The sequence below is a fragment of the Salinimicrobium sp. CAU 1759 genome (genome assembly GCF_054482715.1).
In genome coordinates, this window is sequence record NZ_JBTLRK010000001.1 from 1772423 (window position 1) to 1785814 (window position 13392).

General features: G+C 42.4%; 16 protein-coding genes. 11 read left to right on the forward strand and 5 right to left on the reverse strand.

What is annotated here, in order from left to right:
• Nucleotide 1 precedes the first annotated feature (1 nt).
• From ACXYMT_RS08000 to ACXYMT_RS08010, 3 genes are read left to right on the forward strand one after another with little or no spacing between them, the layout of a single operon-like run.
• Nucleotides 2–1075, forward strand: coding sequence for an MBL fold metallo-hydrolase (locus ACXYMT_RS08000; protein WP_459058556.1), 1074 nt, complete (start codon nt 2–4; stop codon nt 1073–1075).
• A complete protein-coding gene (locus tag ACXYMT_RS08005; RefSeq protein WP_459058557.1) occupies nt 1047–1664 on the forward strand; it encodes a class I SAM-dependent methyltransferase in 618 nt (205 codons plus the stop codon). Before ACXYMT_RS08000 ends, ACXYMT_RS08005 begins: the two co-directional genes overlap by 29 nt.
• A gap of 11 nt (nt 1665–1675) precedes the next feature.
• Nucleotides 1676–2287, forward strand: coding sequence for a class I SAM-dependent methyltransferase (locus ACXYMT_RS08010; RefSeq protein WP_459058558.1), 612 nt, complete (start codon nt 1676–1678; stop codon nt 2285–2287).
• 48 nt (nt 2288–2335) lie between these two features.
• Here the strand turns inward: ACXYMT_RS08010 and ACXYMT_RS08015 are convergent, their stop codons facing one another.
• The 5 genes from ACXYMT_RS08015 to ACXYMT_RS08035 form a co-directional block, all read right to left on the reverse strand.
• The gene (locus ACXYMT_RS08015; protein WP_459058559.1) at nt 2336–2929 is read right to left on the reverse strand and encodes a TlpA family protein disulfide reductase; all 594 of its coding nucleotides are present in this window, start codon (nt 2927–2929) and stop codon (nt 2336–2338) included.
• 74 nt (nt 2930–3003) lie between these two features.
• Entirely contained in the window at nt 3004–4656 is a 1653-nt protein-coding gene (locus ACXYMT_RS08020; RefSeq protein WP_459058560.1) for a bifunctional metallophosphatase/5'-nucleotidase, read from the reverse strand.
• Nucleotides 4657–4663: 7 nt separating this feature from the next.
• Nucleotides 4664–5092: a DsrE family protein gene (locus tag ACXYMT_RS08025; protein ID WP_459058561.1), complete on the reverse strand. Its 429-nt coding sequence runs from the start codon at nt 5090–5092 to the stop codon at nt 4664–4666.
• Nucleotides 5093–5098: 6 nt separating this feature from the next.
• Nucleotides 5099–5494 carry a DoxX family protein gene (locus ACXYMT_RS08030; protein WP_459058562.1) on the reverse strand — a complete coding sequence of 132 codons (396 nt, stop codon included), beginning with the start codon at nt 5492–5494 and terminating at the stop codon, nt 5099–5101.
• A gap of 56 nt (nt 5495–5550) precedes the next feature.
• The gene (locus ACXYMT_RS08035; RefSeq protein WP_459058563.1) at nt 5551–5871 is read right to left on the reverse strand and encodes a hypothetical protein; all 321 of its coding nucleotides are present in this window, start codon (nt 5869–5871) and stop codon (nt 5551–5553) included.
• 195 nt (nt 5872–6066) lie between these two features.
• Here ACXYMT_RS08035 and ACXYMT_RS08040 point away from each other — a divergent pair, with 195 nt between their 5' ends.
• The 8 genes from ACXYMT_RS08040 (at nt 6067) to ACXYMT_RS08075 (ending at nt 13383) form a co-directional block, all read left to right on the forward strand.
• Nucleotides 6067–6381: a hypothetical protein gene (locus ACXYMT_RS08040; RefSeq protein ID WP_459058564.1), complete on the forward strand. Its 315-nt coding sequence runs from the start codon at nt 6067–6069 to the stop codon at nt 6379–6381.
• Between the two features lie 2 nt (nt 6382–6383).
• A complete protein-coding gene (locus tag ACXYMT_RS08045; RefSeq protein ID WP_459058565.1) occupies nt 6384–6872 on the forward strand; it encodes a DUF2231 domain-containing protein in 489 nt (162 codons plus the stop codon).
• Nucleotides 6873–7002: 130 nt separating this feature from the next.
• Complete coding sequence (locus ACXYMT_RS08050) at nt 7003–8340, forward strand: MBL fold metallo-hydrolase (protein WP_459058566.1); 1338 nt, start codon at nt 7003–7005, stop codon at nt 8338–8340.
• A gap of 9 nt (nt 8341–8349) precedes the next feature.
• Entirely contained in the window at nt 8350–8709 is a 360-nt protein-coding gene (locus tag ACXYMT_RS08055; protein ID WP_459058567.1) for a DUF3703 domain-containing protein, read from the forward strand.
• 127 nt (nt 8710–8836) lie between these two features.
• Nucleotides 8837–9322, forward strand: a complete 486-nt coding sequence (locus tag ACXYMT_RS08060; protein WP_459058568.1) for an acyl-CoA carboxylase biotin carboxyl carrier protein subunit — start codon at nt 8837–8839, stop codon at nt 9320–9322.
• Between the two features lie 48 nt (nt 9323–9370).
• Entirely contained in the window at nt 9371–10813 is a 1443-nt protein-coding gene (gene accC, locus ACXYMT_RS08065; RefSeq protein WP_459058569.1) for an acetyl-CoA carboxylase biotin carboxylase subunit, read from the forward strand.
• Nucleotides 10814–10830: 17 nt separating this feature from the next.
• On the forward strand, nt 10831–12372 hold the full coding sequence (locus ACXYMT_RS08070) for an acyl-CoA carboxylase subunit beta (RefSeq protein ID WP_459058570.1): 1542 nt from the start codon (nt 10831–10833) through the stop codon (nt 12370–12372).
• A gap of 120 nt (nt 12373–12492) precedes the next feature.
• Nucleotides 12493–13383, forward strand: a complete 891-nt coding sequence (locus ACXYMT_RS08075; RefSeq protein WP_459058571.1) for an NAD(P)-dependent oxidoreductase — start codon at nt 12493–12495, stop codon at nt 13381–13383.
• Nucleotides 13384–13392 lie beyond the last annotated feature (9 nt).

A 13392-nucleotide genomic window follows, 5' to 3' on the forward strand; every position in this document is an offset into this window, starting at 1 on the left:
CATGGTAAAAAGGTTTGGAAGTGATCCTGAAGGTGATCGCCTGCAGAGGATAAAAAACTCTCCCAACTACAGGGACGGAAGCTTTAAGAACGTGGAAGAGACCTCGGTCAATCCCAACGATGTATCTATGCTTACAATTCTTAAAAAGATGATTTTTAGGCCCTCTTCTGTGAGGCCTTCTTCTGAATTGCCGAATGTGAAGCCCGATCTTAAAAATCTTGATGCTAACAAGCCCCAACTGGTCTGGTTTGGACATTCTTCGTACCTGCTGCAGGTAAATGGATACAGAATTCTTGTAGATCCTGTCTTTAGCGGAAATGCCTCTCCCTTTAGATTCTTCGGAAAAGCCTTTGAAGGTGCAGATCATTTTAGTGCTGAAGATATGCCAGAGATCGATCTTTTGATCCTGACGCATGATCATTATGACCATTTGGATTATCCTACCATAAAAAAGCTCCTCCCAAAAATTACGAAAATAGCAACCTCTTTAGGGGTGGGAGCACACCTGGAAACCTGGGGTGTCAAAAATGACAAAATCCTAGAGTTTGATTGGTGGGAATCGGTTGAACTAGCTCAGGAGGTGAGTCTTACCGCAACTCCTTCGCGGCACTTTTCGGGAAGAAGTTTTAAGTGGGCACAAACCCTATGGTCCTCTTTTGTTTTAGACATTTTTGGCCACAGAATTTTTATAGGTGGAGACTCGGGTTATGATGGAACTTTTAAAAAGATCGGGGAAAAATTCGGCCCATTCGATCTTGCCTTTCTTGAATGTGGGCAATTCGGAAAGTATTGGCCACAGATCCATATGTTTCCAGAGGAAACAATACAAGCGGCCATAGACCTAAAGGTGAAAAGAGCTGTTCCCGTACATTGGGGGAAGTTTGTGCTTTCTTATCATCCATGGAATTTACCCATTCAAAGATTTGTAATGGCAGCAGAAAAAGCAGAACTTGATTATTTATCACCCCGACCTGGAGAGCAGGTAGATTTCACATCGCAATATAAACAGGAGCCCTGGTGGCTCTTTGAGAATAAAGAAAAATATTATGAACGAGAATCAGCAACATTGGGATAAAGTTTATTCAGAAAAACAGCCCACAGAGGTCAGCTGGTATGAACCAATGCCCGAAGTTTCCCTGGACCTTATAAAGAGCTGCGGGATCTCTAAGGATGCCGCTGTTATAGATATAGGCGGAGGCGACAGTTTCCTGGCCGAATTCCTTATTTCTTTGGGATATCATGATGTCACAGTGGTAGATATTTCTTCAAAAGCCATTGAGAGGGCTAAAGAACGTATGTGCGAAAAGGCAGATGAAGTGAAATGGATAACTGCCGATGCATCTAACTTTCATCCGGAAAGAACTTATGATCTATGGCACGATCGTGCCGCATTCCACTTCCTCACAACAGAAGAACAAAGAAAGAATTATCTGGAAACTGTGCACAAAGCAGTTAAACCAGGCGGTTATGTGATCATGGGAACATTTTCAAATAACGGCCCCGAAAAGTGTAGCGGTCTAGAGGTGCAGCGTTATTCGGTGGGAGATATGTGCAAACTTTTTGAGGAGGAATTTGATATGTTGAGCGGGAAAAACATCGATCACAAGACTCCATCGGGAGGAACTCAGAATTTTACATTTTGCAGCTTCCAGAAGAAACAATAAAAATATAGAATATGAAGGAAAAATGGGACGAGCGATACCGTGCAGAGGAATATGTCTATGGGGAAGTACCCAATGAATATTTCCATTCGAGATTTACACACTTTGATCCGGGAGAGATCCTCTTTGCTGCCGAAGGAGAAGGTCGCAATGCTGTATTTGCAGCTAAGTGTGACTGGAAAGTAGCCGCCTTCGACCAAAGTGAGGAAGGAAAGCGCAAAGCTTTAAAGCTTGCAGAAAAGCACGAGGTAGAGCTGGATTACCGTGTAGGTGATCTGCCCGAGCTGGGTTTTGAAAAAGATGATTTTGATGCAATTGCTTTGATCTATGCACATTTTCCACCCGATGTTCGCAGTAGTTATCACGAACTGTTGATCTCTTACCTTCGCCGGGACGGTTTAATCTTTTTTGAGGGCTTCAGTAAAAAGCACAGTGTTTACCAGCAGAAGAATCCTGGAGTGGGTGGCCCAAAAGAGGAAGACTTACTTTACTCGATGGAGGAGATCAAGAGGGACTTTGGCAGCCTCAATTTCCTTGAGCTTTATGAAGCTGAAGTCGACCTGAAAGAAGGTAAGCTTCACGATGGCCTGGGCGCTGTAATAAGATTTGTAGCACAGAAAAAGTAAAAGATCTGCAGGCAACAATATTGGCTGCAGATCTTGCTTTTATTTTGTTTACTGAAGCTCACTTAGAAATTCCTTAAAATCTGTGGTGTCAAAATTGCCCATTCCCAAATGAGTAAGGGCCAGGTTCCCTTGTGCGTCGATCACATAGGTTGTGGGAAGGCTATTTGAGGAGTAAGCACCGGGGATGCGACCCGTCGCTTTGTAGATCTCGAAACCATAGCCTTTTTTTTCCCTAAAGTTTTTAGCCTTGTCAAAATCGCGGTCAAAGGAGACCATTACAAATTCTACATTTTCGTTCTTCATCTCCTCGTATAAATTGTTTATACCGGGCATCTCGGCAATACAGGGAGGACACCAGGTGGCCCAGAAATTTAGGAAAATGACTTTTCCACGGAATTTTTCCAGATTTACCTTCTCCCCTTGGGAATTTACTAAATCAAAATCCAGAATGGCATTTTTGGAAGGTGTGGCCACAGCTAACTCAGCTTTTTCTTCTATGTCTGGGTTCATAAGCCCGGTGGCCAATATCCCCCGCTGTAGGAATCCGAAGACCTCGGTATGGAGTCCGCTGACAAAAAGGCCGATAAACACTGCTCCAATGATTCCATATTCTATTAGACTCTTTTTTATTTTCTTTTTCATATAATTAATTTTTAGGAATGATAAGACTAACTGCGACCTCATAGCGGCCGCAGTTTATCACTTGTGGATTTATGTCAATGAAATTCATAATCTGTACCGGGAATAGTTGAGAATGAATTAGGCCCCAGGTATTCACAGTAAGCCCTTCCTTCAAGTGTAGGCGATACCGGGGAGTGTTTTCTTAAGTATTCCTCGACCAGCTCATGAATGGTATAATCCAGAACCTCCACATCTTTTACGTTAGGCATGCGGCAAAGATTGTCAATAGGATCACCGGGACGGACACAAGCAGATATTGTGTAGTATTTATCTTTATCCAGTGGTTCTCCATTTACTGTGACAGATTTTATCCTTTTTCCCCTTGGATTTTGGCTGTTGAATTCAACTTCCATTCCGGAGAATCGGACTAGCCAGCCCCCAAATCGCTCTGTAGAATTTTGAGCAAAGGCATTGTGCATTTCGTCTTCCAGCCAATCCCAAATTTGATTTCCTGTTGCTTTTCCGGTCTTTACTTTTTCATTTACCGGAAGCAGGTTCCAAAGATTTGCACGAGTAATAGGTGCAGGTTCTCCATTTTCAGGAACAATTGGATTCCCAAACCTAAACCCGTTGGAAATGGAAATATCTGCTCCTGTTTTCCAGCGGGCAGCATCGGTAATAACATTATCCATAGGGTTTTCTACAGTAAGATAACGGTAAAGGGGAGTGCTGGTGTAGCCCACAATCTCTTCCAGGTGTTCCCTATATGGTTCCTTTGCCTTCTCAATTAACTCTTTTATGGTAGGATCTGCAGGATAAATTTCTGGATCTACATCGAGTAAATTATAATCTTCGCTCACTATCTTTCCATCAACAAAGTGAAGGGTGAGCTTGCCTACAAAGGAACCAAAAGCTCCCGGTTCTGTCACCTTCGCATATTTGCCTTCAATAGGTTTCCGTATTCGTTCATGGGTGTCATTACCAAGAATATAATCTACATCCTTAGTCATTTCTCGATTTGCAAGTTCCACTTGTTTAAAAACGCCAAAATGAGTAACCAGAAATAATGCATGTACTCCTTCCTTATTTTTCACCTGGTGAATAAGTTCCTTCACTCCCTGGTCTAATCCACTAAAATCTATTCCCTTACTGAAGATTGGATTCTGCCGAACCGGTACATCGGGATCATTGATGCCAATAAATCCTAATTTGACCCCCTCCACTTCCTCAATCCAATACGGCGGAAACAGCGCCTCGCCATTTTTTTCATGAAACATGTTCTGCGCAATGACAGCGGTATTGTAGCTGTCTAGAATATCCATCATGGATTCTTTGCCGTAGACCACTTCCCAGTTTCCCGGCACCAGTAGATCGTAGTCCATGTTTTTGATAATCTCGGGAAAAACATTTCCTTTAGATAGCGCTGCATATCCACTTCCCTGAATAAGGTCACCTCCGTCAATAATAATCGTATTCCGATTCTTCTTTCTTTCTTGCTTGAACAATGTTTGTATGTGTGCAAGTCCGCCCCGGTTCTTAAAAATGATACTGTCATTTTCCCAGAATAACTCGGGATGTGGATCCAATTGGCCGTGAATATCGGCCGTCTGTAATATGGTTACACTTACAGTGTCCTTTAAAGTTGCTGCTTTTTTTTCCTGTAAATTTTTTTCTTCAAAAGAGGCCATAAAAAATATAGCTCCCAAAACAACAGGAATTATGAGCAGTAGTCTATTTCGGTATTTCATAACTCTGTTAGAGTTCAATGCTTAAATAGCCTTTCTTCTGAAGTTCGAAATTGTGCAGAATTCCATTCTCCACAACCCGAAGCGATTCAGGTAATTTCGACCTGTCCACGCCGAATTTTTTAAGAGAAAATCCGCAGGCATTTATAGTCACTCCGGCTTTTTTTGCCTTCTCTATAAAGCCGCTCATAGTTTCTTCATTGGTAAGCTCCTGTACGCTCTTACCACAAACAACAACCTGGAAATCCCCAAATTTCTCACCGTCCTGGATAGCCAGTTCCTCTGCTGCTAAAAGGATTGGTTTTAATTGTGGGATTTTGCGGGTAAGGACCACGTAATTAATATTGCCGGCATGTTCTTCATGTCCGGTCTGGGCCTGCACAGGGCTTGTGAACAGGCTATACAATAGTGTGAAACTTGCTAAAATTATTGTTTTCATTGCTTATTATTTTTGTGTGTTATTAAAATCGTTAATGATAAAAAAGATGAGTCCGCCAAGAATGGCGATGTTCTTAAAAAGTGGTCCCAGGGTCGTGATCTGCCCCACCTGAATGGTAAGGGTGATAGGGATCAATACTGCAGCGAGAATAATGGCCGACCATCGGGTCTTATAACCCGTTAGCAGTCCAATTCCTGCAATGAACATCACAATACCAGAGGAGATCACAAGGATCTTTGGTTCTCCAAAGAAATAGGCAAAGCCTTTAAATCTCGCTTGTTCTATTCGTTGCACTGTTTTTTCCACCTTTACAAGATGACTGAAACTGGCAACGAGAAAGATCCCGCTTAACATCATTCGGAATAGTCTTACCGAATGACGATTCACTAAGATGTGATTCATTGATAAATTATTTAAGTTGAATGGATTGGCTTTTGAAAAAACAGACCTGTCCTTCCTCAGCCCTTAAAATGTGGGGGAATAACCTCAAGCCTGGGAGGGGGGTAGAACTTATCATCAGGTACTGAGAATTTACCTGGCGCACGATAGGCGTATTTATTAAAGTTATCTACTACAGGAGTTTCAAAATAATCCTGAAATCTGAAATCAAAAGCTGATTGGCATAAGTAATCGATCTCCAAACCAGCAGTAATATTTTCTGAAGTATATGCCTCGGCAGATGCTGTTTGCATTTGCTTTTTAGAACACAATTTATTAACCAGGGTTATACCTGAGGCATCGAATATCAACGCCGGAAGTTTAGCATCTAAAAATGCCATTTTTCCGAAGAAAATCATGACAAGGAGAACCGCTAAAAAATTCTTGTGTTCCATTAGAAGCAAACATAAAACTATCCTTCAAAAGTCTTTGTGACATTTGTTACATACATCGCTTAACATTTTGGGAAAAGCAGGCTTTTAGGTACATTTGGGAATTCAAAAGAAGCACTTTAGAACCAATTTAAATTAAAACATATGAAAACCACCCTATTAAAGACCGCTGTATTTTCTACTATTTTTTTATTCTTTGCCTGTGGCGAAAGCACAGATGTGGTAGAATCTGGAACTTACCAGGGAACTATTGAAGAAGTAGAAGCTTCTAAAACAGAGATCTATGTGGAAACTGATGATGACAAGACCTTAGAGCTCTATTTTAATGATAATACTGAACTTACCCGTAATGGAAGTACTGTAGATTTTTCAATTCTTGAAGAGGGAATGAGAGTAGAAGTTGATGTAGAAAAAGAAGGCAAGCGTTTGAATCCCTTGGCCGTAAGAGTTCTTGAATAGAAATGCAGGAAATACCCGATTTTTGGCGGACAGAGGTGTTTCATCCTCTGTCTGTTCATTTTCCCATTGCCCTGTTGGTAGTGGCTTTTTTATTTAAAGTAGTTGCTTTAAGGTATTCCCGGGAAGTCTGGGAACGGGGAGGAAGCGTTCTGCTCATTGCCGGTGTGGTAACCCTCTGGATTGCCATTTTTACAGGAGATATTGCCGATGGAGTTGTTGCAAGAAAGATCTGTGATCCCACTGTTTTAAAGGAACATGAAAACTTAGCCTGGACAACTGCCTGGATTTTTTCAGCGGGACTTTTATTAGATCTTTTAAGACAACTAAAATATCCGGTTTTTCGTAACTTTCTTACCAGACTTTTCATGATCCTGCTGTTGGCAATAGGTACAGGTACTTTAAGTTATACAGGGCATTTAGGTGCAACTTTGGTATACCAACAGGCTGCTGGCGTGTATGTGCCTTCGGGAAATTGTGCCGAGTTTGAATAAGAAGAGTCGGAGGAGGCCCTTAGAAGCTGTCAGTAACATGAGTTACCAAGTTACCTCTTAAAAAAGGGTATTTTTGTATTCGATTTTTATCGCAATAGACCGATAGCTTATTAATTTTAAACTTGACATTATGAAGATAAAGCAATTTAAAGATAGTCCGCTGGCGCATTATTCCTATGCTATTGTAAGTGAAGGAAAAATGGCACTGGTTGATCCCAGTCGAAATCCGCTGCAGTATTACCAATATGCTGAAGAAGAAAATGCACAGATCGTTGCCGTTTTTGAGACTCATCCTCATGCAGATTTTGTGAGCAGCCATTGCCAGATCCATGAGCAAACCGGTGCAACTATCTACGCAAGTAAATTACTTGGGGCAGAATATGAGCATAAGGCCTTTGATGAGGGAGATAGCATTGAAATGGGTGAAGTTTCTTTTAAAGCAATAAATACTCCCGGACACTCTCCAGACAGTATCACTATAGTTGCTGAAGACAAGGAAAAAACAGTTCTTTTTACAGGTGATACTCTTTTCATTGGAGATGTTGGCCGACCAGACCTACGGGAGAAGGTTGGGAATATGACTGCTAAAAGGCTGGAACTGGCAAAGGCAATGTACAATACGATTCAGACCAAATACAATAACCTTCCCGACGATGCTCTTGTTTATCCTGCACATGGTGCCGGATCTCTTTGTGGCAAGAACATGAGTACAGATTCTTCCAGTACTTTGGGAAATGAGCGTAAATACAATTGGGCATTCCAGGAACAGACAGAGGAAAAATTCGTAGATACCATACTTCAGGATCAACCCTTTATTCCGCATTATTTTGGATTTAATGTGGATGTGAACAAGGCCGGTGCAGATAATGTGCAGATAACAAAAGCAGCGGTTAAACTTCAGCTGTTAGTGGATAAGCTGGAGGAGGGAATTACTGTAGTCGACGTGCGTGATGGCGATGCTTACAAGAGAGGTCATTTGCCAAATAGTATTAATGTAATGGCGCGTAGCGAGAATGATAAATATGAGACCTGGTTGGGAGCAATAGTAAAACCCGGGGAGCCATTCTATTTAGTCGTGGAGAGCATCGGGCAGGTTCGGGATATTCTAGAAAGGACGGCCAAAATTGGATATGAGAAACAGTTGAAAGGAATTGTAACTCTAGCGGCAAATGTTTCTAAAAGATCAGATGAATTTGATCTGCAGGATTTCCAGAAGAACAAAGATCAATATACCATAGTAGATATCAGGAACGATAATGAAGTGGCACAGGGAAAGATCTTTGATGATGCTATTGCCATTCCGCTTAATGAATTACGGGAGCGTGCTAATGAGATACCTGCCAATAAACCTATATTAGTTCACTGTGCAGGTGGCTATAGATCTTCAGCGGGGAGTAGTATTCTTGAGAATCAGTTTCCCAAGACAAAGGTCCTTGACTTGAGTGAAGATATCAGGAAATTCAGTTAATTTCCTATAATGAAAGTGAACACCGGCATTCCAAAGCGTCTAAAGTACTACTATCTTCGCGAGCTGGTACAGTATCGGCTAGCATTGCGTCAGGGCAATTTAGTTCATGCATGGTACCACCTGGAACGGGCACATGTCATTGGTCAATCTTATCCATATGAGCACACTTATGCGCATTGGCTTATGCTGAAATTCGGAATTGCAATTAAGGATCCTAAAGAAGTATTAGGTCAAATTCCGCGCCTGCTCGTTGGTGGAGTTAAATCTTTTGTAGGAAACATCCCTTTAGGTAATACAGGAGGGGCAAATGTTCCACCCTTGAGATCCATGCCTTTGCCGGAAGATATTCAGGCTTTGTTCAGGCATTAGAAAAATTAAGATCAGAAGTTAAGGCCACCTTATAGGGTGGCCTTTTTGCTATCCTATATTCACAAATTCTTAAAACAAGAGGATAATATTTTTTTATATTTACCAAAAGCGCATAAAAACCCCATTTATGGAAGAAAAATATAAAGTTACGGTAGATGGAAATATGGAGTTTGCATTTACCCGTGAACAGGTGGAGGCACTTGATCTTGAGGAAACTTCAGAAGGGATGGCTCATGTACTCAGGGACCACCGTTCTTTCAAAACGCAGCTTCAGGATTGGGATTTTTTGAACAGGAGCTACATCGTTAGAGTTGATTCCCGGCCATTTGAAGTGAAGATCTCAAATGAGCTCGATCTTTTGATCGAAGAAATGGGATTAAGCCTTGCTGCTGCACAAGTTATTAATGATATTAAAGCCCCAATGCCGGGTCTTATTTTGGATGTACAGGTTAAGGAAGGAGATGAGGTCAAGGAAGGAGATTATCTCCTGGTACTCGAAGCCATGAAAATGGAAAATACATTAACCGCACCCCGGGATGGAGTAGTAAAATCTATAAGTGTCAAAAAGGGACAAACGGTAGATAAGAATCAACTGCTTATAGAGATGGAATAGAATCCAATACAATCTCTAATTACAAGCATCAAATTCCAATTGAAAAGAATGAAAAAAATATTAGTAGCCAACAGGGGAGAGATCGCTCTAAGGGTAATGAAAACGGCCCGGCAAATGGGAATTCATACCGTGGCTGTATTTTCAACTGTTGATAGAAATGCACCTCATGTAAAATATGCCGATGAAGCTGTATGTATTGGAGAGGCACCTTCCAATCAATCTTACCTCAAGGGAGAAAAGATCATTGAAATTGCAAAACAGCTAGGGGTAGATGGAATACATCCAGGATACGGTTTCTTAAGTGAAAATGCCGGCTTTGCCGAAAAGGTGGAACAAAACGGGATCACCTGGATTGGACCCGGTTCTAAAGCCATCAGGATCATGGGGAGCAAACTTGCAGCAAAAGATGCTGTCAAAAAATATGATATTCCTATGGTTCCCGGAATCGATGAGGCCATTACAGATCCCGAAAAAGCAAAAAAGATCGCAACTGAGATTGGCTTCCCTATCCTTATCAAAGCTTCGGCCGGAGGTGGAGGAAAAGGGATGCGAATAGTTGAAAAGGAGAAAGACCTGGAAGACCAAATGAAGCGGGCGATAAGTGAAGCCGAATCTGCCTTTGGAGATGGTTCTGTCTTCATAGAAAAGTATATTGGAAGTCCGCGGCACATAGAGATCCAGGTCCTGGCCGATACCCATGGCAATTACCTGCACCTTTTTGAGCGGGAATGCAGTATTCAACGCCGCCATCAAAAAGTTGTAGAGGAAGCTCCTTCAGTCATTCTAGATGACGAGCTGCGGAAACAAATGGGAGAAGCTGCTGTAAAAGTTGCTAAAGCCTGTGACTATGTTGGTGCGGGAACGGTGGAATTTCTCATGGATGAAGACAGGAATTTCTATTTTCTTGAAATGAATACACGTCTGCAGGTTGAGCATCCGGTCACTGAACTCATCACCGGAGTCGACCTTGTGGAGCAGCAAATAAAAGTGGCAAGAGGGGAAGCTATTTCTTTTTCTCAGGATGAGTTAAAGATCTCCGGACATGCGGTGGAGCTTCGGGTCTATGCCGAAGATCCCCTGGAAGATTTTATGCCCAGCGTAGGAGTACTTGAAAAGTACCGGGGCCCTTCAGGAGAAGGGGTGAGGCTGGATGATGGTTTTGAGGAAGGAATGGAGGTTCCTATTTATTACGACCCCATGCTTGCGAAGCTCATTACCTACGGAAAAACCCGGGAGGAAGCTATACAGCGTATGCTTCAGGCCATAGGGGAGTATGAAGTAAAAGGAGTTAGTACTACATTACCTTTCGGAAAATTCGTTTTTGAACATGAAGCTTTCCGAAGCGGAAATTTTGACACACATTTCGTGAAGAAATATTATTCCGCCGAAAAATTAGAATCTAAAACAAGGGAAGAAGCTGAGCTTGCTGCACTAGTTGCTCTTAAGCAATACTTAAAGGACAGGCAGCAGTTAAGATTGCCCAATGAATAATTCCGAAGCAGAGATCTATGAGTGAGAATACACAAAAGCTAAAGGATAAAATGGCCGAAGCCCTCAAGGGTGGCGGTGAAAAAAGAATAGCAAAACAACATCAACAAAAGAAACTCACCGCCCGCGAAAGAGTGGATTATCTTCTGGACGAAGGTTCTTTTGAAGAAATTGGAATCCTGGTAACACATCGCACCACCGATTTTAATATGGAAAAACAGCAGTACTATGGCGATGGAGTTGTTACCGGCTACGGAACCATCAATGGCCGACTTGTCTATGTATTTGCCCAGGATTTTACCGTTTTTGGAGGTTCTCTTTCAGAAACCCATGCCGAAAAGATCTGTAAGATCATGGACCATGCAATGAAGGTTGGAGCCCCGGTAATTGGTTTAAATGACTCTGGTGGTGCCAGGATACAGGAAGGGGTAAGGTCCCTGGGAGGATATGCAGACATCTTTTACAGGAACGTGCAAGCTTCGGGAGTTATCCCGCAAATTTCGGCGATCATGGGACCCTGTGCGGGGGGAGCAGTTTATTCTCCAGCCATGACCGATTTCACGCTCATGGTGCAGGATACGAGTTACATGTTTGTTACCGGTCCAAATGTGGTGAAAACGGTAACAAATGAAGAGGTTACTTCCGAAGAACTTGGAGGTGCGAGCACGCATTCTACCAAGAGTGGAGTTACTCACAGAACTGCCGCCAACGACATCTCTTGTTTAGAAGATATCAAGAAGCTGCTGAGTTACATGCCTCAAAATAATAAGAACACTCCTGAAAAATTGCCTTATGACTTTGGAGATGAGGTGCGGGAGGAACTGGAGTCCATAGTTCCAGATAGCTCCAATAAGCCCTACGATATGCACGAGGTGATCAAGGGAATCATAGACGAAAATTCCTTTTTTGAAGTACATAAAAACTACGCCGACAATATTATTGTAGGTTTTGCGCGGCTAGGTGGAAGGAGCATTGGAATTGTAGCAAATCAACCCATGAGCTTAGCCGGAGTGCTGGATGTGGAGTCTTCAAGAAAAGCGGCGCGTTTCACCCGATTCTGTGACTGCTTCAACATTCCATTACTGGTTCTTGTTGATGTACCGGGATTCTTACCGGGGACGGACCAGGAGTGGAACGGGATCATTCTTCATGGAGCGAAATTGCTTTATGCACTAAGTGAAGCCACCGTGCCAAGAGTAACGGTTATTACCCGAAAAGCTTATGGTGGGGCTTATGATGTGATGAATTCCAAGCATATTGGTGCCGATCTCAATTATGCCTGGCCAACAGCCGAAATTGCAGTAATGGGCGCCAAAGGTGCAAGTGAGATCATTTTTAGAAAAGAGATCAAAGCTGCCGAAGATCCAGAGCTCAAACTTTCGGAAAAGGAAAAGGAATATGCCGAGAAATTTGCCAATCCTTTTAAAGCTGCACAACGAGGTTTTATTGATGAGGTCATCATGCCGCGTGATACCCGCCGAAAACTCCTGAAAGCCTTTAGCATGTTGGAGAATAAGGAAGTGCTAAGGATAGATAGGAAACACGGGAATATCCCACTTTAAGGTATAAAGATTAAGGGCTAAGGGTTGTTGTCAATGAACAATGATCAATAATTTATTGTTTTTCACCATAATTACACTATTCAAGATCTCAAGTCTAAAATCTCAAATCTCAAATCTCACATGAAGTTCCAGAAGATCGTCTGCGTTGATTATACTAAGCTGGAGTCGTGGGCGCTTGAGGAGTTGCAGGGTTTGAGTGAAGAAGAGATTAATGTCTACGGGGATGTGCCGGGCACAGAGGAGGAAACGGTGAAAAGGATTGGAGATGCCGACGCGATCATCGTTTCCTGGAAAACTCCAATTTCTGAAAACATCGTTAAGCAGTGTCAAAACCTGAAGTACATTGGGATGGCCTGTAGCTTATACGATGATGCATCGGCCAATGTGGCGGTAAATTATGCCCGTAGCAAAGGAATAACTGTGACAGGAATAAAGGACTATGGCGATCCCGGGGTGGCTGAATTCATTATTTCTGAATTAGTGAGATTATTTCATGGACTGGGAGATTATCAATGGCGTGAAATGCCGGTTGAACTTACCGAAAAGAAGATCGGGATTATAGGGCTGGGAGTCACAGGGCAACTTCTGGCAAAATGCCTGCGGCCTTTTGGTGCAGATCTCTACTACTACAGTAGGACCCGCAAAAGAGATTTGGAAGAACAAATTACTTTTCTTCCGCTAAAGGAGTTGTTAGAGACTGTAGATGTGATCTCCCTACACCTTCCGAGAAATACAATGATCTTAAAAGCTGCCGAATTTGACCTTTTTGGGACCGGTAAAATTCTTATCAATACCTCTCTCGGTCTTCCTTTTGAGGAAGAAGCTTTCCAAAGCTGGATAAAAAGAGCAGGGAATTTTGCCATTTTTGACGGGGATGGAAAAAAGGAACTTTCAAAAGAGACTGAAAAACTGCCACGTGTAATTTCAGCAGGAAAAAGTGCAGGTTGGGCTGTAGAGACCCAGAGAAGACTTTCAGAAAAAGTGCTGCAAAACATAAAAGATTTTCTATAGTAATTGCAG